Source organism: Photobacterium sp. Hal280, from assembly GCF_037162255.1.
Classification (GTDB): Bacteria; Pseudomonadota; Gammaproteobacteria; order Enterobacterales; family Vibrionaceae; genus Photobacterium.
In genome coordinates, this window is record NZ_JARLUO010000005.1 from 897292 (window position 1) to 921507 (window position 24216).

Below are 24216 nucleotides of genomic sequence, written 5' to 3' on the forward strand. Positions count from 1 at the left end.
ATTTCGACAACTTTGGAGTCACGTTATATGTCGGGGATATTGGATTCTGTGAACCAGCGCACTCAGCTTGTGGGACAAAACCGTCTCGAGTTGCTGACCTTCAAGCTGAACCGCCGCCAGCGCTACGGCATCAATGTCTTCAAGGTCAAAGAGGTACTGCAGTGCCCTAAGCTCACAGCCATGCCGAATCTTCATCCGCTGGTGAAAGGGATCGCCCATATTCGTGGTCAGACCATTTCAGTCATTGACATGAGTCTGGCAACCGGCGGACGTCCGATTGAGAGTACAGAAAATTGTTTTGTGATCATCTCCGAGTTTAATCGCTCTGTGCAGGGTTTTTTGGTGTCTGCTGTTGAGCGAATCATTAATATGAACTGGGAAGACATTCTCCCGCCACCTAAAGGCGCAGGCAGTGGTAACTACCTGACCGCAGTGACTGAAATTGATGGTGAATTGGTCGAAATTCTGGATGTAGAAAAAATTCTGGATGAAATTTCGCCAAGGCACACTGAAGTATCGCAGACGTTGCGGGATGAGATGATTCGTGACAATCCTGTCACGCGACGCGTGCTGGTGGCTGATGACTCCAGTGTGGCACGGAAACAGGTGCAACGAGCAATTGAATCAATCGGTTGCGAGTGTATTCTGGTGAAGGATGGCAAAGAAGCCCTCAATAAGCTCCGTGAAATGGCAACAGAAGATAGTATCTATAATCAGCTGGATTTGGTGATTTCTGATATCGAAATGCCTGAAATGGATGGTTATACCCTGACGGCGGCCATCAGAAATGATGCCAAACTAAAAGATTTACATGTTATCCTGCACACCTCGTTGAGTGGGGTATTTAATCAGGCCATGGTAGACAGAGTCGGTGCTAATGCGTTTATTCCCAAGTTTAATCCTGATGAACTTGGCGCAGCAGTGAAAGCGGCCATGCCTGAATAAACTGACGTTAGAGTAGTAGATGACAGCCATAACAATTAAAGACCAGGAATATCGAGATTTTTGCCGTTTCTTGGAAGGTCAATGCGGTATCATTCTTGGCGACAGCAAGCAGTATCTGGTTCGGAGTCGCCTGAGTCCTTTGGTCAACCGCTTTGGTCTGGCATCGCTCTCTGAACTGTTGCAGATAGTGATCAGTGGCCGTAACCGTGAATTACGGGTCGCGGCTGTTGATGCCATGACAACGAATGAGACCCTGTGGTTCAGGGATACCTATCCGTTTACTGTGCTGGCAGAAAAAATTCTGCCGGAATTGGCGACGAATAAGCGGCCGATACGCATCTGGTCTTCAGCAAGCTCTTCGGGTCAGGAACCATACTCCATCGCCATGACAGTGCTGGAAACTCAGCAGCGCCGTCCTGGTATGCTGCCACTGGGAATTCAGGTGACCGCCACAGATATCTCGCAAACCATGCTGGATATGTGCCGCACAGGGGTGTATGACAGCCTGGCGCTAGGCCGTGGTCTGTCGCCGGAGCGCCGGCAAGCGTTTTTTGAACCGATTGGTGACGGGCGGATGCGTATTGGCAGCAAGGTGAAGCAGATGGTGAATTTTCGCCCGCAGAACCTGAAAGACAGCTACGCGCTGCTCGGTAAGTTTGATGTGATTTTCTGCCGTAATGTACTGATTTATTTTGCGCCAGACATGAAAGCGAAGGTGCTCAATCAAATGGCAGCCAGTCTGAACCCGGGCGGCTACCTGCTGCTGGGGGCATCAGAGTCTCTGACCGGACTGACTGACAGGTTTGAGATGATCCGCTGCAACCCGGGGATTATCTATAAGCTGAAATGATGCGATCGCATTCGCACTGATACCGAAGAACAGAAAGGGTCCGTCATGGACCCTTTTTTGCATCCGCTGATTAATACTCTATCTCTCTGCAAGACTTGCGACATCATCTCCTTTCGTCGCGTGATCACATACATTTCAATATTGGCACGCCCTTTGCACATAAATCAGTAAGTGATTCAGGAGGCAGACGATGGCCATTTCTTTTGATAAAGCATTAGGTGTGCATCAGTACACAGTCGGTGTCAGGGGCAAAAGGGCGGAAACCCTTGCCAGTAACATCGCTAACGCCAATACACCCGGTTATAAAGCAAAAGACATGGACTTTCAGCGTGCGCTGAATGCGGCAACATCAGAGGCAAAAGTTGGCCTCAGCCGTACCAATGAGCGGCATATTGCTGCCTCCACCAAAGTCATGGGTGAACAGAAATACCGTGTGCCCGATCAACCGGATACCGGTGATGGCAACACGGTTGATGCTCAACTGGAGCAGAACCTGTTTATGCAAAACGCGCTGGAGTATCAGGCATCGCTGGATTTTCTGGGCTCGAAATTCAGCAATCTGAGCAAGGCATTAAAAGGGGAATAATCAATGAGTTTGTTTAACGTTTTTAATGTCACCGGTTCGGCAATGAGTGCGGAATCCGTACGGCTGAATACCACGGCCAGTAACCTGGCGAATGCCAACACAGTCAGCAGCTCTGCCGCGCAAACCTACAAAGCACGCCATCCTGTATTTGAGGCGGCGCTGCAAAGTGCCAGCTACCAGCGCGAAGAAAGTGTTCCTGTACGGGTGAAAGCCATTGTCGAAAGCCAGAAGCCTTTGACAGCGGAATATAACCCGGCACACCCTTTGGCCAATGCCGAAGGTTATATCTATAAACCGAACGTTAACGTGATGGAAGAGATGGCAAACATGATCTCGGCTTCACGTTCCTATCAAAGCAATGTTCAGGTCGCAGATGCCAGTAAGCAGATGCTGATGCGAACACTGCAGATGGGCAAATAAGGGTAGGGAGTAACTGACATGACCGGTATTAAAGGCACAGGTCAAAGCCCTTTGTCCTATATTGACCAGCTTAAGAGCATGCAGGAGAAAAAACTGCAGTCTGAGCAGAAAGTAACTGGACAACAAGAGCTTAAGCAGGAAGATTTTCTGTCATTGCTGACCAAGCAGATGTCACAGCAAGATCCGTTCAAACCTGTGGGTAATGACCAGATGATTGCGCAGATGGCGTCGTTTGCCACAGTTGACGGCATCAGCAAGATGAACGAACAGTTTGGCGGTCTGAACGCTGCCATGACATCGAACCAGGCCCTGCAGGCTTCATCTCTGGTTGGCCGTGATGTGCTGGTTCCTAACCCAACCGGCTCGAAAACTGCCGAAGGCGGTGTCGCGGGAATGGTCAAGCTGCCGCAATCACTCAATAACCTGATCGTCCGGGTTGAGAATGCGGCAGGCGAGCTGGTCCGCAGTTTTGACTTAGGCTCCAAGCCTGCCGGCGACCATCGCGTGGCATGGGACGGCAAAGATGACCGCGGCAATATGTTGCCAGCCGGTAAGTATCAGCTGAAAGTCAGCGCCTTGGCCGACGGCAAGAACTCGGAATTTGACGTGTCGACTTACGCCAATGTGAACAGCGTGCTGCTGGGCAATGGTGACGGCAACGTCATGCTGAATCTGGCTGGATTTGAATCCCCGATCAAGCTGGCTGAAGTGCTGGAAGTCGGCAAAGCATAACGCCGGACGCATTAATAAATCACCAGCGGCAGTGAATATGCTGCCGCTGGCGAACAATAAGTACGCTGTACACAGAATTCAGGAGAGTCACCTATGGGCTTTAATGTCGCACTGAGTGGACTGGGCGCCGCCCAGAAAGATCTGAACACCACAAGTAACAACATTGCCAACGCCAACACCTACGGCTTTAAAGAGTCGCGGGCCGAATTTGGTGATGTGTATTCAAGCTCCATTTTTTCCAACACCAAAACCACCACAGGTGGCGGTGTCCAGAATTCTGTGGTGGCTCAGCAGTTTCATGAAGGTTCCAGTATTTATACCAACAACCCGATGGATCTGCGTATTTCCGGGACCGGCTTTTTTGCCGTCTCAGACCAGCGTCTGGAGCCGAATAATAACAGCCTGACCCGTAACGGTGCTTTCCATCTGGACAAAGATAACTATATTGTCAACTCAGAAGATCAGTTCTTGCTGGGCTACGGTGTGGATCAGGAAACGGATCAGGTGGTCTCTTATGAGCCACAGGCACTGAAAGTGCCGGATCAATTTGGTCAGCCGAAAGCCACCAGCCAGGTCGATATTGGTGTTAACCTGCCGGCCAATGGCGATCCGAAAGACATCAATCAGTTTAATTTTGAAGACCCGGATACCTATAACAAATCCACTTCTGTCACCATGTATGACTCCTTAGGTCAGCCTTACAAGATGACCAGTTATTATGTGAAAGACAATACGCAGCCAAATCGCTGGGCGACTTTTTATACCGTTACGGATGCCGATGGTGAAAAACCACTGGATATTGCCGACGGTGAGGCGACGAATGTGGCGGGGCATACCGGCGCATTGATTGACTTTAATTTCGACGGAACTGTGGCTCAGGTTAATGGCGGCAATCCGATGATTTCTGAGCAGTTTGCCGCGGCAGGCCTGAGCATGAACGGTGCGGACGGTGCGCAGACGCTGAACTTTAACTTTGATGCTCCGACTCAGTTTGCGGCGCCGTTTGAAGTGCGTAAGTTCAGTGAGAATGGTGCCACCACAGGGTATCTGGCCAAAGTGGATGTCGATGCCAAAGGCTCGATTGTGGCCACTTACAGTAACGGAGAGAACATTACCCTCGGTCGTGTCGGCATGGTTCGCGTGCCGAACGAGCAGGGGCTGCTGTCCAAAGGCGGCACGCAGTGGGCGGTCAGCCAGGAATCTGGTGCGGCTGTCTGGGGCGAGGCGACCTTCGGTGCTTTTGGTTCGGTTAAAAGCGGTACGCTGGAGCAGTCAAACATTGACATGACTCAGGAGCTGGTGGATTTGATCACCGCGCAGCGTAATTTCCAGGCCAACTCCCGCGCCCTGGAAGTGGACAACAGTCTCCAGCAAACAATTCTGCAGATTCGCTAAATCAGCCTTATCTGACTAGATTGCCGCCTGTGCTTTCTCAGGCGGCAATCTTTGTCCTGAACTCACTTTTTATCTGCCATTTCTTTGGCACTCTCCTGAAGTCCCGTCTTCGTTATGGAAAGCATCTCCCACTAATTACCTGATCTTTCGTGATTTCAAGACTGTTTTTCAGTCGTTTACCAAACTGGTACGTATATTGCTTCTATTGCAGCAGTACTGATTGGGAGACTCGAAATGGATCGTGCACTGTACCTGGCAATGAGCGGCGCTAAACAAGATATGTATGGTTTGCAGCTTCATGCCAACAACCTGGCTAACGTTCGTACAACAGGCTTTCGTGCTGATTTAGAGCAGGCGCGGAGTATGCAGGCGTTTGGCGAAGGTATGCCGTCCCGCGTGTTCTCCATGACAGAAAGACCGGGGCAGGACTTTGCCCAGGGGGCAGTGATGACCACCGGTCGGGATCTGGATGTTGCCGTCGAAGGCAACGGTTGGCTGGCGGTATTGGATGCCAGCGGCCAGGAAGCCTATACCCGTGCCGGTCATCTGAAAATCGATCAGACAGGCTTGCTGCAGAACAGCAATGGCAGCCTGATGGTTGGTGAAAATGGCGGTCCGATTTTTATTCCGCTGCCAATCAGCAAAATTGAAATTGGTAAAGACGGCACTGTGTCGGTTCGCCCGCAGGGTGCACCCGCCGATGCGATGGAAGTGGTTGATCGCATCAAAATGGTCAAGCCGGACAACAGTGAAGTCTTTAAAGACGTTGATGGACTGTTCAAATCCAAAGTGCCGGCGCAGATCTTTGATGCCGATGCAGAGGTGACGCTGCTGAGCGGTGCGCTGGAAGGCAGCAATGTAAATGCCGTGGGCGAAATGACCAGCATGATCGATCTTCAGCGTCATTTTGAAATGCAAGTTAAATTAATGAAAACCGCAGAGGAAATGGACCAGGCGTCCTCGTCTCTGTTGCGTTTGGGCTAATTAGGAAAGGAATAACACATGCATCCAGCATTATGGGTCAGTAAAACCGGTCTTGACGCTCAGCAAACAAACATCTCGACCATTTCGAATAACCTGGCTAACGCCTCGACCATAGGTTTCAAAAAGAGCCGCGCGGTGTTTGAGGATCTGTTTTATCAGAACATTAACCAGCCTGGTGGTCAGTCTTCTCAGGATACCACCTTGCCATCCGGTCTGATGCTGGGGGCAGGTTCAAAGGTGGTGGCAACACAAAAAGTGTTTACACAGGGGAATACCCAGACCACCAACAACGCCATGGACATGATGATTGAAGGCGATGGCTTCTTTCAGATCCTGCTGCCGGACGGCAACATAGGCTACACCCGAAATGGTCAGTTCACGATCAATGAAGAAGGCCAGATGGTGACCTCTGGTGGCGGCTACTTGCTGCAGCCTGAAATTGTGGTGCCGGAAGATGCGGTCAGCATTACGGTCGGTACAGACGGTGAAGTGTCTGCCCGTATTCGTAACCAGCAGGAAAGTCTGGTACTGGGTCAGCTGACGACGGTCGATTTTATCAATCCGGGCGGTATGGAACCGATTGGTCAGAACCTGTTCCTGCCAACCGGTGCGAGCGGCGATCCGCAGGAAGGCGTACCCGGTCTGGAAGGGTTTGGCCAGATCCGTCAGTCCATGCTGGAAACCTCCAACGTGAACGTGACGGAAGAGCTGGTCAATATGATTGAAGCCCAGCGTGTGTACGAAATGAACTCCAAAGTGATTTCAACCGTTGACCAGATGCTGAGCTACGTGAACCAGCAGCTTTAATAAAGAATGGGGTCTAAGATGAAAAACTGGTTGTTGACTGCTGTGATACTGACGCTGACCGGCTGTGTTCAGATGCCGGAACAACAGGATGAGCTGACACAGGCGACGACCAATGTCGATGCCGTCGAAGGAAATCAGGATTCATCGGGCGGTGATTTGATTGATCTTGTACGCCGTCGAGACGACCCGCAGGCCGGCGATCCGGCCTGGAGCAGTATCCGCCCTCAGGATAAACCCGCCCATTACGCCACGGCGACTGGCTCTTTGTTCAGCCAGGCACTGGCGCAGGACATGTATGACGATACCCGCCCAAGAGGCATCGGGGATATCGTGACCGTCATGCTGGCTGAAAAAAATAAAGCTAATAAAAGCGCCAGTACCGATCTCGACAAATCAACGGATTTAACCATGGACCCGCTGACGCTTGGCGGTAAGCCGCTGACGATTGGCGATCGTGACATCTCTTACGATGTAAATAACTCCAATACCTTTTCCGGCAGCACCTCGGCGGATCAGAGCAACAGTATTCAGGGCTCAATTTCCGTCGAAGTGGTTGACGTACTGGCGAACGGGAATCTGCTGGTGCGCGGCGAGAAGTGGCTGACGCTCAACAGCGGTGATGAATATATCCGGCTGAGCGGCACGATTCGCCCGGATGACATCACGCAGGAAAACACCATAGAATCGACCCGGATTGCCAATGCCCGCATTCAGTATTCCGGTACCGGCGACAGGCAGGATGTACAGGAGCAGGGCTGGCTGGCCCGCTTCTTTAACGTGAGCTTGTAAACCCTTTATTTTGAACCGCCACCTGACGATGAGAGTATGACAGTGACCAGACAGATGCTATGGGCAGGACTCGCCCTGTTGATGGCTTTCCCTTTGCAGGCCGCCCGAATTAAGGATGTCTCTGAAGTCGCCGGGGTGCGGAGTAACCAGTTGTCGGGTTACGGTCTGGTGGTCGGTCTGCCCGGCACCGGCGAAACCACGCCATTTACCGATCAGAGCTTCAATGCCATGTTGCAAAACTTCGGCATTCAGTTGCCGGCCGGCACGAAACCTAAAACCAAGAACGTGGCCGCTGTGGCGGTCAGCGCGACTTTGCCGCCTTTCACCAAGCAAGGTCAGCATATTGATATCACCGTTTCTTCGATCGGCTCGGCGAAAAGCCTGCGCGGAGGCACCTTAATCCAAACCTTCCTGCGTGGTCTGGACGGTAAAGTCTATGCAGTGGCGCAGGGCAGCCTGGTGGTGGGCGGCTTCAGTGCCGAAGGCCTGGACGGTTCGAAACTGGTGGGCAATAACCCGACCGTTGGCCGCATTGCCAACGGCGCAATTGTCGAGCAGGAAGTGCCGAACCCGTTCAGTCGCGGCGATCATCTGACGTTTAACCTGTTTGAGTCGGACTTCACCACAGCGCAACGGATGTCAGATGCGATTAATGAGTTTCTGGGCCCCGACATGGCCGCCCCGATTGATGCCACTTCGGTACGAGTGCGTGCACCGCGTGATGTCAGCCAGCGGGTGGCGTTTCTGTCAACGATTGAGAACCTGGAATTCGACCCGGCTGAAGGCGCAGCGAAAATCATTGTGAACTCTCGTACCGGTACAATCGTGGTCGGGCAGCATGTGAAGCTCAAGCCGGCAGCAATTACCCACGGCGGGATGACCGTCTCGATTCAGGAAAATCCCACGGTCAGCCAGCCCAACCCATTCTCTGGCGGTGAAACTGTGGTGGTCCCTGACTCTCAAATTGAAGTGACGGAAGAAGACTCCCGTATGTTTAAGTTCAATCCGGGCATTACTCTGGATGAGCTGGTACGTGCGGTCAATCAGGTGGGGGCAGCGCCTTCAGATCTGATGGCGATTCTTCAGGCACTGAAACAGGCTGGTGCGATTGAAGGTCAGCTGATCATTATTTAATTATGACTGGCACCTTGTAATACAGGTGTCGACTGATAGGGCATAACAGGCAGAACACTGACGATGAAACCGACGGACCCAGGCTTTGTCAACGACCTTGCTAATCTTGACCGCCTTCGAGCTGGCATCAAAGGCAAAGGGGATACGGAATCGCTTAAAGCAGCGGCGGAACAGTTTGAAGCCCTGTTCACCCAAATGCTGTTCAAGTCGATGCGTCAGGCTAATGAAGCTTTTGAGTCTGATCTGATGAGCAGCTCAAACACCAAGTTTTTTGAAGAAATGCGCGATGAGCAGATGTCCAGTGAGCTCAGCGCCCGCGGTTCGCTGGGGCTGGCTGATCTGATCGTGGAACAGCTGAGCGTACTCGATAAGCCACCGGCAACACCGGAAGAACAGGCAAAGTCTGAACATGAAAAAGCCGCGGGTTTCGAGGCCATCCAGCAGTCGCGCCAGGTATCTGCTGATGATGTGCTGGCTCAAGTCTTCGCGGCGAAAGACAAGACCAATCCCGAGATGGAACAACCGGTTAAACCTGCTGCTGAAATCGCTGCCGCAGAGTTTGTCCGCCCGCCAATGCGCCAGCCGCAGGAAAAACCGTTTACCTCTCCTGAGGACTTCGTTTCCCGTTTGCGTCCATACGCTGAGAAAGCAGCAGGTATGCTGGGCACTGATCCGGCAGTGCTGATTGCGCAGGCGGCATTGGAAACTGGCTGGGGCAAGAAAGTGGTTAAAAATGCGGCAGATGACAGTAATAACCTGTTCAACATCAAAGCGGATCCCCGCTGGGCCGGCAATAAAGTGGCCACCCAGACGCTGGAATATCATGACGGTATTCCGGTTCAGGAACGTGCGGCATTCCGCTCTTACAATACTTATGAAGACAGCTTTAATGACTATGTCCGTTTTTTGAATGACAACCCGCGTTATTCAGAAGCACTGGCCTCACCGCAAGATCCGCGCCGTTTTATCCGTAACCTGCATCAGGCCGGTTACGCGACCGATCCGAAATATGCCGATAAAATCATCAATGTGATGGACACGGTTCGGAAACTGATGAAGTAAAATGTACGGCAAGTTCTCAACTTGCCGTACACATGATTCAGCAAATTTCTCCTTCAACAGAAGAGCCGAAAGGAACCCCTTTATACGTGGTGTAAACACTCGAGGCTGCATTGCCTGTTGTCACTTTGATCCAGCCATTCCCACTAAACTTTCTGTCTGCCCATTTGTCTTCTTGAGACCAGTATCGGACCCAGCTTAATACAAGTGTATCCCCTAAGATTTTTGAGCTGACTTTGTAGGTTGTGACCCCGATATGACTTGCGACGGGGACAGGGTAGCTCCAGACATTCGGTGGGGCATAAGCGCCAAATCTTTTGCAGTCTTTGTCTAGCAGAGCTGCAATATTATCGTTTTCTTGTTTTTTTACTTGGTCGTTATTTTGAATTTTAGGCGCTTTAAGGTTTTCAACTGATATTTCTTCAAAGTTATCGGTTGTAAGCCTTTGTAATGTGCAGCTTGGGCCGGGCAGGTTTGTAATACTAAAATCGGGTGGGTTATTTGGATCAGTAAAAAGAAGTGTTTGAGAACAATCTTTTTCAGCCTGGTTCCCATACTCATCGAATGAATTGTAAGTACCTGTGTGGATATATTTATGTCCACCAGGCCCCTGCATGATTTTTGTTTCTGGATCTTGGTAGAGTTGGGAGGTATCAATAAATATTGGGTTCCCTTCCGTATCAAACGCATTTGTCTCGGTACCGGCATAGGCCAGACTGGTTGTGAGTGAAGCCGACAATAAAATCAGTTTTTTATAATTGAACATTGTTACACCTCTTTGTGAGTTCAATTGCATATTGGTTCAGGGTTCTTGTTTGTAAGTAATTCTCTTTCCCATTTTGAGATATGCGGCAACCTTTTTCCTTGCGTCTGCTTAAATTCAATTTAGTCAATTAAAAACAAATACTTATATATTGGAATGATTTTTGCTTGTTAATCTCCAGTAAAGTAACTCCCCGAGGTTTTCTGGAGGCGCAATGGCGTTCGATTTGCTCAGTTTGGGCTCTCAAGGTGTGTTAACAGCGCAAAGGCAGCTCAATACCACCAGCCATAACATCAACAACGTCAATACGGATGGTTACAGCCGCCAGTCTGTGGTGCAGCAGACCAACGATCCTCTGTGGTGGGGCGGCAATAACTACGGCACAGGCGTCCATGCGGCAGAAGTTCGCCGCGGTTATGATCAGTTTGCCACCAACGAGCTGAACCTCACCACGACTAACCACAGCTATGCTACTGAACGCGACGGCCAGCTTGAGCGGCTCGATAAGCTGCTGGCAAACAGTGCCAGTCAGGTGCCGCAGGACATGAACCAGTGGTATGACGCCGTCAAAGCCATGGCTGACAGCCCCAATGATCTGGGCACCCGTAAAGTGGTGCTGGAAAAAGCAAAAATGGTTGCAGCCGGTCTGAATGACACCCACCGGGTACTGGCTGAACAAAAAGATGTCACCAACGATGTCCTGTCAAAAACCCTGAACCGGGTGAATGACATTGGCCGCGAGCTGGTGGAAATCCATCAGGCTTTGCTGAAAACCCCGGCCGGCGGCGCGGATAACGATTTGATGGACAGACATCAGCAGTTAATCAATGAGCTGTCGACCTACACCAAAGTCACGGTCACCCGTAAGAACGCGGAAACCTTCAACGTGCTGATCGGCAGTGGTCATACCCTGGTGTCCGGGACCCATTCCAGCGAACTGCAAATGATCAATGGCGATCCCGATCCGCAGCAGACCCAGCTGGCAGTGGTGGCAGGTAAATCCCTGAAAGCCATCAGCTCGGACGATGTCGGCGGCAAACTGGCGTCATTGTTTGAATACCGCGATAAAACCTTGCCGCAGGTGATGGATGAACTGGGCAAAATGACCCTGGGGTTCACTGAGTCAGTGAACCAGCTGCAGTCACAGGGCCTGGATCTGAACGGCCAGGTGGGGGAGGCGATGTTTACCGATGTCAATGCCCCTGAGATTGCCGCCTCCCGCGCACTGATCCCTCAGGACTCCAGCGCAGAGGTGAAAGTGTACATACAGGATCTCAGCAAGCTGCAGGCCGGTGAGTATGAGCTGGGGTTCAATGGCAGTCAGCATACGCTGAAAATGCCGGATGGCTCGTCACAATCTGTCATTCCGAGTGGCCTGCCCCCGAGTTTTGAGGTTGATGGGGTGCGGATAGAAATTGCCGCCCCGATTGCCAGCGGCGAAAAAATTCTGCTGCGGCCCACCCGTCATGCGGCCAGAGACGTGCAGGCTGAAATGACCGATCCGGCAAAAATTGCGGCGCAGAGTTATCTCAGCTCGGCAACGCAGGCGCAGGGCAAGGCCGAATTTGCCATCACATCGGCGGGTCCGCTACGGGAATTTCAGGTGGCAGTCTCGCCCGATTCGTCGCAGTTTGCGGTGCTGGATATGCAGGGCAATGTGCTGCAGGCACCGCAACCTTATCCGCCAAGCGGTCAGGTGGTGGTCGGCGGGACCGGTTTTACGCTGAGCAATGGTGCAGCGGGCGGTGACGTCTTTGCGGTCAACCTCAATGCGGCCACCGGCGATAACGGTAACCTGATTAAAATGCAGGATCTTCAGGACACGAAGATCATGAATCAAGGTCGCTCCAGTGTGATTGATGTTTATGAAGGGCTGAATACCGAAATGGGTGTTCAGCGCGCATCGGCCGCACGTCTGAAAGAAGTGGGTCGTCAGGAAAAAGAAGCGGCAGAGAGCCGTGTGGCTGAAATTTCCGGCGTCAACATGGATGAAGAAGCGGCAAACATGATGAAGTTCCAGCAAGCCTACATGGCATCGTCCCGCATTATGACGGTGGCGAATGAAACCTTTAATACATTGCTTAATGCCGCGCGATAAGGAGTTAAAGCCGTATGATTAGCCGAATTGCCAGCTTTCATAACTATCAGTCCGTGGCGAATGATATGAATCGCCAACAAGTGAAAGTGTCGGAGAACCAGGAACAACTGGCGTCCGGCAAGCAGTTGCTGACCGCGGGGGACGATCCGGTTGCCTCGATTTATGTGCAGAATTTTTCACAGCAAAATACCGAAATTGATCAGTCGCTGCGCTCGATTACCCTGGCGCGTAACCGCCTGAGCAGCGAAGAAACCGCGATTTCCGATGCCGAAACCCTGCTCGATGATGCCAAGCGCAAAACCATGTCTATGGTCAACGGCTCGCTGTCTGATGATGACCGAATCGCCCACATGCAGGATTTACGCGGGCTGTTTGATTCGGTGATCCATCTGGTGAATACCCAGGATGAATCCGGTAACTTTGTGTTTGCGGGCAACCAGTACGATAAGCAGCCGTTTTTCCGAGACGGGAACGGCAATGTCAGCTACGTCGGTGACAGTTATCAGCGGATGTCTAAAGTGTCACCGAACGTCGAAGTGCCGGTGAATGATCCGGGCGACAAGCTGTTTATGAACATCGAGAACCCTTACGGGGATTATCAGCCGGATTACGATCTGCAGTCTGGCTCGCTGCTGCTGCTGTCGCATGCCCGGAATAACAACCACTCAGACAATGCCAGCTATACCATTGATTTTACGCAGACGGATTCGGGGGCTGTTTACGATCTTTATCAGGACGGCTTGCTGGTTGACAGTCAGCCCTTCGATCCGAAACGCGGCATCGAGTGGGGGACACTGTCGGTACAGCTGGAAGGCGAAGTCACCGATGGCGATCAGATCACCCTGAGCCGACAAGATACTTTTAGTCTGTTTGATTCTTTCAAACGCGGAATCGAAGTCTCTGCCCGGGCGCCTTCGGATGCATCAGCAACCGCTGAATTGCACCAGGTGGCAGAAGAGTTTTCACAGGCTTTTAAGCATATTAACCGGGCGCGTTCAGAAGTCGGCACCCGGCTGCAGACCCTGGATCGCCAGGCCGATATGCACGAGGACTTTAAGCTGGTGATCAATAAAGCGCGCGGGACGCTGGAAGATCTGGATTACGGCAAAGCCGTGGTTGAGCTCAATGAGAACATGCTGGCGCTGCAGGCCTCCCAGCAGGCGTTTGCAAAAACCAAAAACCTGAGTCTGTTTAACTATATCTAAGTTCTGGTCCTGCCAGACTGTGTGGTGAGCCCCTTTATCGGCACCACAGGTAAGGGGGCTTTGTTTTACTGTTGCCGCAGCCCACTTGCCGGGCGGCAAGGCTTGGCGGCAGAGAGGCTTAATGAGCTGGCATGGCTTTGCCGCTTTGCTTCAATTGCCAATGAAATATAGTGTAAGGCCATGAAAATAATGATTTATTATTTCTGGCACACTAATTGCTAAAGTATTATTGTGATTTTCATTAACGACATTTTTACTAACGCTGGTCCCGCTTCACTCTCTGATGGGTTGACGTTGCGGGTAGCTGTTTCGCTAACAGCGAAAAGTCAAAGGAGAGCAAAATGGGTGTAACAGTGAACACCAACGTGTCTGCCATGACTGCGCAGCGCTACCTCAACAAAGCATCTGAGGGCCTGAGCCAATCCATGGAGCGTCTGTCTACGGGTAGTCGCATTAACAGTGCCAAAGATGATGCGGCCGGTTTACAGATCTCCAACCGTCTGATTGCGCAGACCCGTGGTCTGAACGTGGCGATGCGAAATGCCAATGACGGTATTTCAATTGCGCAGACCGCAGAAGGGGCGATGCAGGAATCCACCAGCATTTTGCAACGTATGCGTGATCTGTCGCTGCAATCGGCGAACGGTGCCAACTCGGATGACGACCGTGTCGCGATCCAGGAAGAAATTACCGCGCTGCAGGACGAACTGAACCGTATTGCGGAAACCACTTCGTTCGGTGGCCGTAAACTGCTCAATGGTACCTTTGGTGAAGCGGCCTTCCAGGTCGGTGCCGATGCCGGTGAAGCGATTGTGGTCGGCCTGGACAGTGTCCGTGCCGACGAACCGCAAATGGGCGGCAGCCTGTTGGTTTCGACGAATACGATTCAGCCGGATGCAACGCTGGCGGCAGATACCAATATTGAATTGAGTGTTACGGCAGCAGACGGCACCGTCACGCCAGTGGCTATCGGCCTGATCGGCGGTGATGATGTGGAAGAAATTGCCACCCGTATTAACGGTCAGAATGGCCTGATCAATGCGTCGGTGACAGAGAAAGGTGAACTTCAGCTGGTCTCCAGTGACGGAACCGTGGGTGTCACCAACGGCGCGATCAGCATGATCAACAGCGACGGAACCACGGTTGCAGGTGATATTGCCGGTACGGCAACCGACATTACCGTTTCGCAGATTGATGTCTCCAGCGCAGGTGGTGCGCAGCGTGCGGTCCCTCTGATTGACTCGGCGCTGAAATACATCGACAGCATGCGCGCCGATCTGGGTGCCAAGCAGAATCGTCTGACGCACACCATCAATAACCTGGCTAATACCTCTGAGAATGTGTCTGCCTCGAACAGTCGTATCCGTGATACCGACTTCGCGAAAGAGACAACAGATATGACTAAGAATCAGATTCTGCAGCAAGCCAGCACCTCGATTCTGGCGCAAGCCAAACAGATTCCGCAGTCTGCACTGAACTTACTGCAGTAACCGCGAAACGCTGTATTTTCATTCAACGGCAAGGTGGCAATACCTTGCCGTTTTTTTATTGGTGCCAGCCAATAAAAAATAGCAAATAAATAGCAAAAAAATCCTGTAAAGTTTTCTTCCTCACCGCCGATAACCCTTATAGAACAAGAAAGTGCGCCACTGTTGAATCAAGGTAATGAATTCTGATTCGTTGTTGATTGTGTGCGGTTTCACACTTTTTTGCCCAGTAAAGAAATTTCAAAAAAAATCTTAAAGCTTTCTTCACCAGTGCCGTTAAAGGTGATGTACGAAGAATAACTCGGACTTGCCGGCTGAGCTGGTCAAGCCACAAAGAAGCACAAGTAAGGAGAATTACTATGGCAGTTACAGTAAACACGAACGTTTCTGCAATGACCGCTCAGCGTTACCTGAACAAAGCTAGCGATAATACAGCAGCTTCTATGGAGCGCCTGTCTACCGGTTCACGCATCAACAGTGCAAAAGATGACGCAGCAGGTCTGCAAATTTCTAACCGTCTGATGACTCAGAGCCGTGGCCTGGACGTCGCAGTCCGTAACGCCAACGACGGTATCTCAATGTCTCAGACTGCTGAAGGTGCGATGCAAGAAACCACCAGCATCCTGCAGCGTATGCGTGACTTGTCTCTGCAATCGGCGAACGGTTCGAACTCTGATGACGACCGCAAAGCGATTCAGGAAGAAGTCACAGCACTGAACGATGAACTGAACCGTATCGCAGAAACCACGTCTTTCGGTGGTCAGAAACTGCTGAATGGTTCATTCGGTACCCGTGCCTTCCAGGTCGGTGCAGATTCTGGTGAAGCCGTACAGCTGACCCTGAAAAATATGCGTTCTGACAGCGCAGACATGGGCGGTAGCCTGCTGGTGTCAACGAACCAGGTCGCAGACAAAAACTCGACTCTGGATGCCGATACCACCATTGAGCTGAGCGTCACTGATGCTGACGGTAATGCGACAGCGGTCAGCATCGACCTGGTTGGCGGTGATGATATCGAAGAAATCGCGACCCGTATCAACGGTCAGAATGACCAGGTCAATGCGTCTGTTTCTGAAAAAGGTGAGCTGCAATTGTTCTCATCTAACGGTGTGGTCGGTGTAACTACCGGTACGATCGCAATGACTGACACCGCCGGTGTTGCAGTGGATGCTTCCATTGCAGGTACTGCGGCGAATATCACAGTGTCTCAGCTGGATGTCAGCACCGTTGGTGGCGCACAGCAAGCAGCGGCTATTCTGGATGGTGCCATGCAGTTTGTTGACTCACACCGCGCAGAGCTGGGTGCGAAACAAAACCGTATGGATCACACCATCAGTAACCTGAACAGTATCAATGAAAACGTGACTTCTTCGAACAGTCGTATCCGTGATACTGACTTTGCGAAAGAAACCACGAACCTGACTAAGAACCAAATCCTGCAGCAAGCGTCGACCTCTATCCTGGCGCAAGCGAAGCAGGCGCCTCAGGCGGCACTGAGCCTGCTGGGCTAATCCGCTCAATGAAGCGGCAGGGGCAAGCCCTTGCCGCTTTTTTCGATCAGAAGGTGTCAGAAAATGGACGTAAAATCTGTATTAAACCCTTCATTTCTATCCCGCTTTTCTTCAACCGGTGCGAAATCACCAGTTGGCACAGATGTTGCAAACCCTTCTGTTGGTCATCCACGCGAAGATTCTTTGGCGGTCTCAGCCGCAGGGCACAATGCCTCGGGTGTGACAGCGAACACGGACGTCAGACGCGTAGAACAGGCCACCAGGCTGGAAGAACAGCAACAGTTACATCGCCAGCAATTAGAGAAACTGGTGGAAAGTATTGAAGATTTTGTTGGCTCAATGAATAAAGGGCTGGCATTTAGAATTGATGAAGAGTCTGGTCGCCAGGTCGTCACCGTGTATGAAAAAGCAAGCGGTGAAGTGGTCCGGCAGATCCCCGATGAAGACATGTTGGCGCTGTCACGTCAGATAGCGACCTATACCACCGGGCTTTTGACCACCAAAGTGTAATCGTAACTGATTGAGGTTGTAGATGAATATTGGCGCAATGGGTACGGCATCCGGCCTGGATATCAATGCCATGGTCGACAAAATTGTCGCCGCAGAGCGGGCGCCAAAAGAAGAGCGCATCAATCAGCGAAAAGAGCAGGCCAATGTCGAGCTGAGCGCCTACGGACGCCTGAAAGGCGCACTGGATGGTATGAAAACCCTGATGGCTGACATCAGACAAAACCATACACTGGCTGAGCGTACTGCCTCTTCAGACAATCAGGATCTGGTGTCTGTCCGTGCCAGCCATGAGGCGCTGCCCGGCCGATATTCTGTGGAAGTCAAGCAACTGGCCACCTCGCACAAAATTGCGTCTTTGCCGGTTGATGATAAAGCGGCCATGGGTGCCGGAAAATTGACACTATCCGTCGGTGGTCAGTCTTTTGACGTTTCATTCGACCAGGATCAAACCAAGCTGCTGGATGTGGTCCGTGAGATTAACCGTCATCCGGATAACAAAGGCGTGCTCGCCACTGTCATTAAAGACAGCAACGGCGCCCGGTTGGTGCTCAATTCTGATAAAACAGGCGCTGGTAATCCGCTGAAAGTGATTGTTGAGGCGCAAGCCGGCAGTCCGTTGCAGTCTTTTGCGTTTAACGCCGCAAATCCCGGTAGTCCAATGCAGGAAATGCAGGCCGCCGCTGATGCCAAAGTGCTCATTGACGGCCTGGCAGAAGTGACGAGCGACACCAATACCCTGACCGATGCGATTCCCGGTTTGGATATCGATTTAAAGCAACTGTCAGTGAATGCCGAAAAGCCGCAAGCCGTGATTGAAATTGGTTACGACAAAGACAAGGCCGGGGCGCAGATCGAACGGTTTGTGAATGCTTACAATCAGTTTTACGATACTGCGCTGGAGCTGGGTAAATTTGACCCGAATACCCAAAGTAAAGGGCCGCTGGTTGGTGACAGTATGCTGCGCTCATCGGTTCAGCAGTTACGAAACGCCTTCAGTACGCCATTGGAAGACGGACCAGCAGGTCTGCAGACCCTGAGTGAACTGGGTGTGACCACCACACTGAGTGGGCACCTGGAAATCGACTACGATAAACTCGACCGGCAACTGAACCAGAATTTTGCCGGTGTTGGGGAATTTTTCGGCAGCCGAAAAGGCTTTGCCCGCCGGATTGAAGATATGTTACATGCCTATACGGGTGTAACCGGCAGTATCTCGAACCGGGAAAAAGTATCAATGAGCAAGTGTTAACGCTCAATGATGATCAGCGCGATCTGGACCGCCGGATGGAAGGTGTCTACCAGCGCACTCACGACCAGTTTTCTGCGATGGATCATGCCATGGGGCAGATGCAGAGCCAACTGGGTTCAATGATGAGTATGATGCCGCAGATGTAATCGCGGATAACAAGAGGGAAGGCAATGTCAAACAAGATGATGCAAACCCTGGCCGACATTGATCAACAGCTGAATCAGTTGATTGATAACGGTACGGACATTGACGTGGACACCCTGTACCGCTTGCTGGCCGATCGCCAGACGGTATTAAATGATCTGAAAGCTGTGCCGGAAATGCTGGAGCAAGTCAGCTGGCAGGAAGCAATCAACCGAACATCGGATTTGTTGACAAGATTGCGCGAAAGGCGAGAAAAGTCAGCAAGTCAACTGAAACGATTACAGCACGGACAACGTTCGCTGCAGGCATATAATCAATTTCGTTAAGGTAACATCATGAGCATGAGAGGAAATCTACAGGCTTATAAACGAGTCTCAGTAGACAGTCAGTTAACATCCGCATCACCTCACCGTGTGATTCAAATGCTGATGGCGGGTGCAATCGAGCGTTTGATTCAGGGTAAAGCGGCCATGGAGCAAGGATCAATTGCTATCAAAGGTGAGCGCCTGGGTAAAGCTCTGGATATCATCATCAGCTTGCGGGGTTGTCTGTCGTTTGACGATGGCGGCGAGATCGCCAGCAATCTGGATTCGCTGTATCTGTATATGATTGAAAAAATCACCGCAGCGAACCAGAAAAACGAAGTAGCGCATGTTGATGAAGTGATCGACATGTTAAGGGAGCTGAAATCTGCATGGGATCAGATTCCTCCTGAGCATCACAATATTACTCAAATGGAGTATTAATCCGTTCACGAGTCAGTATTCAGTTTCCCATTTCCCCCACACAATGTTGGCCGCTAATAGTCAATTAATTGTGTATCCAGCGTAATTCCGTGGCACTGGGCTCACAGCTTTTCACTGTGCCCGGTTGCCAAGTCCTGTTCTTTTATTACAATGGGCAGCATCAGTTTTGGTTGCTGTTCCGTTTGAATACGCCATAAGAATACATAAAGACAGGCAAATATCACTTCTATGCAAGGTTTAGCTAAGACCCTCGTCATTGATGACGACCCGCAGCACCGTCACGATCTCAGCGTGATCCTTAATTTTGTCGGTGAGCAGCATGAAGCGATATCCACCGATGAGGCTGAAGGCGCGCTGTGGGAACAACCCTGGGGCGCCTGTTTGATTGGCAATATCCATTCTGTGAAAAAACAGAATCAGGTGCTGGAACAACTGCGTCAGCGATATCACATTCCTGTGCTCTCCATGCCTCAGCATGAAAAAGCGGTTTCAGGAATGCCGAATTTTGTCGGTACTCTGGCTCATCCGCTGCACTATAGCCAGTTGATGGATGCGCTGCGTCATTGTCAGGAATTCCAGGGCAAACATCATTTTCAGGTACCGCAACTGTCGCGTAAAAATACCCTGTTTCGCAGCATGGTCGGGCGCAGTGACAGCATCAGTCAGGTCCGTTATCTGATTGAACAGGTTGCAGGCACGGACGCAAGTGTGTTGATCCTTGGTGAATCCGGCACTGGAAAAGAAGTCGTTGCCCGTAATATTCACTACCATTCCTCTCGGGGAAAAGGCCCGTTTGTGCCGGTCAATTGTGGTGCGATCCCAGCTGAACTGCTGGAAAGTGAGCTGTTTGGCCATGAAAAAGGCGCATTTACCGGTGCCATCTCCTCTCGCAAAGGGCGGTTTGAACTGGCGGAAGGCGGCACGCTTTTCCTGGATGAAATCGGTGATATGCCAATGCCGATGCAGGTGAAATTGCTGCGCGTGATTCAGGAACGTTGCTTTGAGCGTGTGGGGGGCAATCAGAGCATTAAAGCCAATGTCCGCATTATTGCTGCCACCCACCGCAACCTGGATACCATGATTGCAGAAAATCTGTTCCGGGAAGATCTGTTTTATCGTTTGAATGTCTTTCCGATTGAAACGCCACCATTGCGCGAGCGGCTGGAAGACATTCCCTTACTGCTGCAGGAATTGCTGTCCCGGATGGAAGCTGAAGGCGCGAAATCCGTGCATTTTACCCCGAGAGCGATCACCTCGTTGATGGAGCATGACTGGCCAGGCAACGTGCGTGAACTTGCCAATCTGGTTGAGCGCTTGATGATTCTGTATCCGGGTGAGATGGTGGATGTGAATCATTTGCCGGTGAAGTACAGGTACTGTGATCTGCCGGATTTCCGTCCTGAAGAGGGTATGATGTCGGTTGAGGAACAGGAACGTGCGATGTTAGCCGATGTCTTCTCCGACAGTTACGATGATCAGGAAGAGAGTTTCGGCTTCAGCGATTTGCCGCCTGAAGGCCTCAACCTGAAAGAAATGCTGGCAGATCTTGAAATCGACATGATCCGTCAGGCACTCGAAGCACAGGGTGGGGTGGTCGCCCGGGCGGCCGATATGCTGGGCATGCGACGCACAACCCTGGTCGAAAAAATGCGGAAGTACAATATCTCGACCAAAGAGTCTGTGCGTGAAGAGTCTGTGCGCGAATAGCATCAGTAAGTAAAAATTGAACCTGGGGTATTGTCACTTTTATGCCGTACTCCGGACTCTGACAGGAGTGATGTCAAATTTCTGACATCACTCTTTTTTTATGGCTCTGTCATAACTTGTTGTTTTTTGTTGAATATTTTTGGCATAAAAAGTGCTTATTTAGTGTAACAAAGGGCAAGGCGAAAGTAGGTGCAAGGTGGAAGAAGGGCAGTCGGTCTCCCCGCTGGGAAACCTGAGTCAACAGGTCAGCAGGTATAAGCAAGTGATTGAAGTCATGCCGACGGGTGTGATCCTGCTCGATGGAATGGGAATGGTCTGTGAAGCCAACCCTGAAGCTGTCCGCCTGTTAGGAGAGCCATTGGCGGGGGAACGCTGGCTGGATGTGATACAGCGTGCCTTTGCACCTCAGGAAGATGACGGCCATGAAATTTCTTTACGCAGTGGCCGCAAAGTCAAACTGGCGATCTCCGCGTCTGCCAGTGGGCAGCTTATCGTGATCACCGACATGACAGAAACCCGCCTGTTGCAGTCCCGTTTCAGTGAGATGCAACGCTTATCGTCTCTGGGGCGTATGGTTGCTTCGCTGGCACATCAGGTCAGAACACCGCTGTCCAGTGCCATGCTATATGCCGCAAATCTGGCCGCGCCTCAACTGACAGCGCAAACCCGCGACAGGTTCCAGAGCAAACTGATGGACAGGTTGCGGGATCTGGAAAAGCAGGTCAATGACATGCTGCTGTTTGCCAAAGGCGGTGATAACAAAGTGGTGGCGCCTTTTACGCTTGAAGCCTTGTTCAACGAACTGGACGCCATGATAGAGGCCCAGGTGGTGTCCAATCAGGTGGATTTCTCGATCGAGTGTGATGATGAGAGTCCCTGTATTTTGGGGAATGTGAATGCCCTGGCGAGTGCGATCAGCAATCTGATCACCAATGCTATTCAGATGTCAGGCAAAGCATGCAAAGTCTGTTTGTCGGTACACTGCGCCGCCGACATGATTCACCTCAGCATTACCGATAACGGTCCCGGCATTGCCGCTGAGATGCAGAAAAAGGTGCTGGAACCATTTTTCACCACCCGTCAGCAAGGCACAGGTTTAGGGCTTGCCGTGGTACAGATGGTGGCAAAAGCCCACAATGGCAGCCTTTCGCTGTTTTCTACTCCGGGAGAAGGCGCCTCATTTACGCTCAGTCTGCCAAGAGCAGAAAACCATGAGCAAGACGAAGAATTAACAGCAACAGGAGACAGGCAATGACGAGCCGAGTACTGATCGTTGAGGACGACGAAGGTCTGCGTGAAGCGTTAGTGGATACACTGGCGCTGGCAGGTTATCAGTGGCTGGAAGCAGACAGTGCCGAACAAGCCCTGTTGCTGTTGAAATCTGAGCCGGTGGATATTGTGGTATCCGATGTTCAAATGGCCGGTATGGATGGACTGGGCCTGCTGCGAAATATCAAGCAGCACTGGCCTAAACTGCCGGTACTGCTGATGACAGCCTATGCCAACATTGAAGATGCGGTACTGGCGATGAAAGATGGTGCCATTGATTACATGGCAAAGCCTTTTGCACCGGAAGTGTTACTGAACATGGTCAGCCGTTACGCGCCTGTGCAAGCGGTCAGCAGCCAGGCGATTGCCGCCGATGAGAAAAGCCTGAAATTACTGGCGCTGGCCGAAAGAGTCGCACAGACTGACGCCAGCGTGATGGTACTCGGGCCGAGCGGCTCAGGTAAAGAAGTGATGTCGCGCTACATTCATGAGCACTCACTGCGCCGTGAAGGGCCGTTTATCGCGATCAATTGTGCTGCTATTCCCGACAATATGCTGGAAGCGACCTTATTCGGTTATGAAAAAGGGGCGTTTACCGGTGCGGTTCAGGCCTGTCCGGGAAAATTCGAACAGGCCCAGGGCGGCACCATCTTGCTCGATGAGATCAGTGAGATGGATCTGAACCTGCAGGCGAAACTGCTGCGCGTCTTGCAAGAGCGCGAAGTTGAACGTTTGGGCAGCCGGAAAAGTATCAAGCTGGATGTGCGGGTGCTGGCCACCAGTAACCGGGATCTGAAACAATATGTGGCGGAAGGAAATTTCCGGGAGGATTTGTACTATCGCCTGAATGTATTTCCGCTTGTCTGGCCGTCGCTGTCTGAACGTCCGGGCGATATTATGCCGCTGGCCAGTCACCTGGCTGACCGGCATTGCAAGAAACAGGGCATGCCATCGCCGGTCTTTTCTGCCGCTGCACAAGCCAAACTGCTGCAGTATGGCTGGCCCGGTAATGTCAGGGAGCTGGACAATGTTGTCCAGCGGGCACTGATTCTGGCCGGTGATGCCGACATAGGCGGCGAGCATATTCTGCTGGAAGGCATGGACTGGATGGATTCGCACAGCCTGCAGCACGCTATCAGCCTGACTCCGGTGGCATCGCAGGAATTGAACGACACAGCGGTCCATGTGATACCGCCGGGCGTGGCTGGGGCTGACAGCCTGGGCAGCGAACTTCGCGAACAGGAGTTTGCCATTATTCTGGACGCCATACAGGCCTGCGAAGGCAAACGAAAAGAAGTCGCGGAGCGATTAGGCATCAGCCCACGTACGCTCAGGTATAAATTAGCCAAGATGCGGGACGCCGGAATCGAGATCCCAGTTTGACCATAAAAGCGGAATTAACAGATTAATTTCATATTTTTGGCGTTAAGCTTGCACAACTTTATCTTTTACGATGCTATTCATACAGATTGTGTCAAAAAAGTACCACGGAGATAACCAATGAAAGTCAACGGATTTATGTCAGAAATGCAGGCCATGCAAATGGAAGCTAGCAATGCGTCACGTCCGGCGACTGGCGCTAAGGTCAGTGCTGATTTTGGCGCTGCCCTGCAAGATGCGATACAGACGGTTAACGGATTACAGAATACATCCAGTGAGATGACCAGTCGTTTTGATCAGGGCGATCGCAGTATTTCGCTGTCAGATGTCATGATCGCGCGCAATAAATCCAGCGTGGCTTTTGAAGCAACTGTCCAGGTTAGAAATAAGCTGGTTGAAGCTTATAAAGAACTGATGAATATGCCGGTTTAATTCAGGAATTAAGT

General features: G+C 51.5%; 22 protein-coding genes and 3 pseudogenes. 24 read left to right on the forward strand and 1 reads right to left on the reverse strand.

The features are described 5' to 3' along the window. Nucleotides 1-27: 27 nt before the first annotated feature. From P4S53_RS13565 to flgJ, 11 genes are all read left to right on the forward strand, one after another. Nucleotides 28-945 (forward strand): chemotaxis protein CheV, encoded by a 918-nt coding sequence (locus P4S53_RS13565; RefSeq protein WP_192014683.1) that lies wholly within the window; start codon nucleotides 28-30, stop codon nucleotides 943-945. A 19-nt stretch (nucleotides 946-964) separates the two neighbouring features. Further along, complete coding sequence (locus P4S53_RS13570) at nucleotides 965-1795, forward strand: CheR family methyltransferase (protein WP_337113061.1); 831 nt, start codon at nucleotides 965-967, stop codon at nucleotides 1793-1795. A gap of 190 nt (nucleotides 1796-1985) precedes the next feature. Further along, the gene (gene flgB / locus P4S53_RS13575; RefSeq protein ID WP_027253914.1) at nucleotides 1986-2381 is read left to right on the forward strand and encodes a flagellar basal body rod protein FlgB; all 396 of its coding nucleotides are present in this window, start codon (nucleotides 1986-1988) and stop codon (nucleotides 2379-2381) included. Nucleotides 2382-2384: 3 nt separating this feature from the next. Then, on the forward strand, nucleotides 2385-2801 hold the full coding sequence (gene flgC / locus P4S53_RS13580; RefSeq protein ID WP_046219545.1) for a flagellar basal body rod protein FlgC: 417 nt from the start codon (nucleotides 2385-2387) through the stop codon (nucleotides 2799-2801). Between the two features lie 18 nt (nucleotides 2802-2819). After that, nucleotides 2820-3533, forward strand: coding sequence for a flagellar hook assembly protein FlgD (locus tag P4S53_RS13585; protein ID WP_161444416.1), 714 nt, complete (start codon nucleotides 2820-2822; stop codon nucleotides 3531-3533). 93 nt (nucleotides 3534-3626) lie between these two features. After that, nucleotides 3627-4928 carry a flagellar hook protein FlgE gene (gene flgE / locus P4S53_RS13590; protein ID WP_337113062.1) on the forward strand — a complete coding sequence of 434 codons (1302 nt, stop codon included), beginning with the start codon at nucleotides 3627-3629 and terminating at the stop codon, nucleotides 4926-4928. Nucleotides 4929-5162: 234 nt separating this feature from the next. Then, complete coding sequence (gene flgF, locus P4S53_RS13595) at nucleotides 5163-5912, forward strand: flagellar basal-body rod protein FlgF (protein WP_192014688.1); 750 nt, start codon at nucleotides 5163-5165, stop codon at nucleotides 5910-5912. 18 nt (nucleotides 5913-5930) lie between these two features. Then, nucleotides 5931-6719, forward strand: coding sequence for a flagellar basal-body rod protein FlgG (gene flgG / locus P4S53_RS13600; RefSeq protein WP_337113063.1), 789 nt, complete (start codon nucleotides 5931-5933; stop codon nucleotides 6717-6719). 18 nt (nucleotides 6720-6737) lie between these two features. Next, nucleotides 6738-7508 (forward strand): flagellar basal body L-ring protein FlgH, encoded by a 771-nt coding sequence (gene flgH / locus P4S53_RS13605; protein ID WP_337113064.1) that lies wholly within the window; start codon nucleotides 6738-6740, stop codon nucleotides 7506-7508. A 36-nt stretch (nucleotides 7509-7544) separates the two neighbouring features. Further along, on the forward strand, nucleotides 7545-8642 hold the full coding sequence (locus P4S53_RS13610) for a flagellar basal body P-ring protein FlgI (protein ID WP_337113065.1): 1098 nt from the start codon (nucleotides 7545-7547) through the stop codon (nucleotides 8640-8642). A gap of 63 nt (nucleotides 8643-8705) precedes the next feature. Next, nucleotides 8706-9704, forward strand: coding sequence for a flagellar assembly peptidoglycan hydrolase FlgJ (gene flgJ, locus P4S53_RS13615; protein ID WP_337113066.1), 999 nt, complete (start codon nucleotides 8706-8708; stop codon nucleotides 9702-9704). Nucleotides 9705-9741: 37 nt separating this feature from the next. Here flgJ and P4S53_RS13620 read toward each other — a convergent pair whose 3' ends face one another. Further along, entirely contained in the window at nucleotides 9742-10467 is a 726-nt protein-coding gene (locus P4S53_RS13620) for a hypothetical protein (RefSeq protein ID WP_337113067.1), read from the reverse strand. 211 nt (nucleotides 10468-10678) lie between these two features. Here P4S53_RS13620 and flgK point away from each other — a divergent pair, with 211 nt between their 5' ends. The 13 genes and pseudogenes from flgK to fliE all read left to right on the forward strand — a co-directional run bounded on the left by flgK (nucleotide 10679) and on the right by fliE (nucleotide 24202). After that, entirely contained in the window at nucleotides 10679-12562 is a 1884-nt protein-coding gene (gene flgK, locus P4S53_RS13625) for a flagellar hook-associated protein FlgK (RefSeq protein WP_337113068.1), read from the forward strand. Nucleotides 12563-12576: 14 nt separating this feature from the next. Next, nucleotides 12577-13767: a flagellar hook-associated protein FlgL gene (gene flgL, locus P4S53_RS13630; protein WP_337113069.1), complete on the forward strand. Its 1191-nt coding sequence runs from the start codon at nucleotides 12577-12579 to the stop codon at nucleotides 13765-13767. A 341-nt stretch (nucleotides 13768-14108) separates the two neighbouring features. Further along, nucleotides 14109-15257 carry a flagellin gene (locus P4S53_RS13635; RefSeq protein ID WP_337113070.1) on the forward strand — a complete coding sequence of 383 codons (1149 nt, stop codon included), beginning with the start codon at nucleotides 14109-14111 and terminating at the stop codon, nucleotides 15255-15257. A 356-nt stretch (nucleotides 15258-15613) separates the two neighbouring features. Continuing rightward, nucleotides 15614-16765, forward strand: coding sequence for a flagellin (locus tag P4S53_RS13640; RefSeq protein WP_337113071.1), 1152 nt, complete (start codon nucleotides 15614-15616; stop codon nucleotides 16763-16765). A 63-nt stretch (nucleotides 16766-16828) separates the two neighbouring features. Beyond that, nucleotides 16829-17275, forward strand: a complete 447-nt coding sequence (locus tag P4S53_RS13645; RefSeq protein ID WP_337113072.1) for a flagellar protein FlaG — start codon at nucleotides 16829-16831, stop codon at nucleotides 17273-17275. Between the two features lie 70 nt (nucleotides 17276-17345). After that, a pseudogene (gene fliD / locus P4S53_RS13650) lies at nucleotides 17346-18670 on the forward strand (flagellar filament capping protein FliD). A gap of 24 nt (nucleotides 18671-18694) precedes the next feature. Next, nucleotides 18695-18994, forward strand: coding sequence for a flagellar rod protein FlaI (locus P4S53_RS13655; protein ID WP_337113073.1), 300 nt, complete (start codon nucleotides 18695-18697; stop codon nucleotides 18992-18994). Between the two features lie 15 nt (nucleotides 18995-19009). Continuing rightward, nucleotides 19010-19414, forward strand: a complete 405-nt coding sequence (gene fliS / locus P4S53_RS13660; protein WP_337113074.1) for a flagellar export chaperone FliS — start codon at nucleotides 19010-19012, stop codon at nucleotides 19412-19414. Between the two features lie 228 nt (nucleotides 19415-19642). Continuing rightward, nucleotides 19643-21121, forward strand: coding sequence for a sigma-54 dependent transcriptional regulator (locus P4S53_RS13665; RefSeq protein ID WP_337113075.1), 1479 nt, complete (start codon nucleotides 19643-19645; stop codon nucleotides 21119-21121). A 196-nt stretch (nucleotides 21122-21317) separates the two neighbouring features. Then, entirely contained in the window at nucleotides 21318-22376 is a 1059-nt protein-coding gene (locus P4S53_RS13670) for a sensor histidine kinase (RefSeq protein ID WP_337113076.1), read from the forward strand. Then, a pseudogene (locus tag P4S53_RS13675) lies at nucleotides 22373-23522 on the forward strand (sigma-54-dependent transcriptional regulator); the annotation flags it as partial. The gene P4S53_RS13670 and the pseudogene P4S53_RS13675, both read left to right, overlap by 4 nt. Before the next feature lie 74 nt (nucleotides 23523-23596). After that, nucleotides 23597-23773 (forward strand): annotated as a pseudogene (locus tag P4S53_RS22650) (helix-turn-helix domain-containing protein); the annotation flags it as partial. Between the two features lie 117 nt (nucleotides 23774-23890). Further along, nucleotides 23891-24202: a flagellar hook-basal body complex protein FliE gene (gene fliE / locus P4S53_RS13680; RefSeq protein WP_027253934.1), complete on the forward strand. Its 312-nt coding sequence runs from the start codon at nucleotides 23891-23893 to the stop codon at nucleotides 24200-24202. Nucleotides 24203-24216: the final 14 nt, after the last annotated feature.

Bases quoted from the DNA above. Each gene is read 5' to 3' on its own strand.
- P4S53_RS13570 (WP_337113061.1), top strand. From the start codon at position 965: ATGACAGCCATAACAATTAAAGACCAGGAATATCGAGATTTTTGCCGT.
- flgJ (WP_337113066.1), top strand. From the start codon at position 8,706: ATGAAACCGACGGACCCAGGCTTTGTCAACGACCTTGCTAATCTTGAC.
- P4S53_RS13655 (WP_337113073.1), top strand. From the start codon at position 18,695: ATGTCAAACAAGATGATGCAAACCCTGGCCGACATTGATCAACAGCTG.
- P4S53_RS13565 (WP_192014683.1), top strand. From the start codon at position 28: ATGTCGGGGATATTGGATTCTGTGAACCAGCGCACTCAGCTTGTGGGA.
- P4S53_RS13640 (WP_337113071.1), top strand. From the start codon at position 15,614: ATGGCAGTTACAGTAAACACGAACGTTTCTGCAATGACCGCTCAGCGT.
- P4S53_RS13645 (WP_337113072.1), top strand. From the start codon at position 16,829: ATGGACGTAAAATCTGTATTAAACCCTTCATTTCTATCCCGCTTTTCT.
- flgG (WP_337113063.1), top strand. From the start codon at position 5,931: ATGCATCCAGCATTATGGGTCAGTAAAACCGGTCTTGACGCTCAGCAA.
- P4S53_RS13585 (WP_161444416.1), top strand. From the start codon at position 2,820: ATGACCGGTATTAAAGGCACAGGTCAAAGCCCTTTGTCCTATATTGAC.
- P4S53_RS13635 (WP_337113070.1), top strand. From the start codon at position 14,109: ATGGGTGTAACAGTGAACACCAACGTGTCTGCCATGACTGCGCAGCGC.
- P4S53_RS13620 (WP_337113067.1), bottom strand. From the start codon at position 10,467: ATGTTCAATTATAAAAAACTGATTTTATTGTCGGCTTCACTCACAACC.
- flgC (WP_046219545.1), top strand. From the start codon at position 2,385: ATGAGTTTGTTTAACGTTTTTAATGTCACCGGTTCGGCAATGAGTGCG.
- flgL (WP_337113069.1), top strand. From the start codon at position 12,577: ATGATTAGCCGAATTGCCAGCTTTCATAACTATCAGTCCGTGGCGAAT.
- flgF (WP_192014688.1), top strand. From the start codon at position 5,163: ATGGATCGTGCACTGTACCTGGCAATGAGCGGCGCTAAACAAGATATG.
- fliS (WP_337113074.1), top strand. From the start codon at position 19,010: ATGAGAGGAAATCTACAGGCTTATAAACGAGTCTCAGTAGACAGTCAG.
- fliE (WP_027253934.1), top strand. From the start codon at position 23,891: ATGAAAGTCAACGGATTTATGTCAGAAATGCAGGCCATGCAAATGGAA.
- flgB (WP_027253914.1), top strand. From the start codon at position 1,986: ATGGCCATTTCTTTTGATAAAGCATTAGGTGTGCATCAGTACACAGTC.
- flgH (WP_337113064.1), top strand. From the start codon at position 6,738: ATGAAAAACTGGTTGTTGACTGCTGTGATACTGACGCTGACCGGCTGT.
- P4S53_RS13610 (WP_337113065.1), top strand. From the start codon at position 7,545: ATGACAGTGACCAGACAGATGCTATGGGCAGGACTCGCCCTGTTGATG.
- flgK (WP_337113068.1), top strand. From the start codon at position 10,679: ATGGCGTTCGATTTGCTCAGTTTGGGCTCTCAAGGTGTGTTAACAGCG.
- flgE (WP_337113062.1), top strand. From the start codon at position 3,627: ATGGGCTTTAATGTCGCACTGAGTGGACTGGGCGCCGCCCAGAAAGAT.
- P4S53_RS13665 (WP_337113075.1), top strand. From the start codon at position 19,643: ATGCAAGGTTTAGCTAAGACCCTCGTCATTGATGACGACCCGCAGCAC.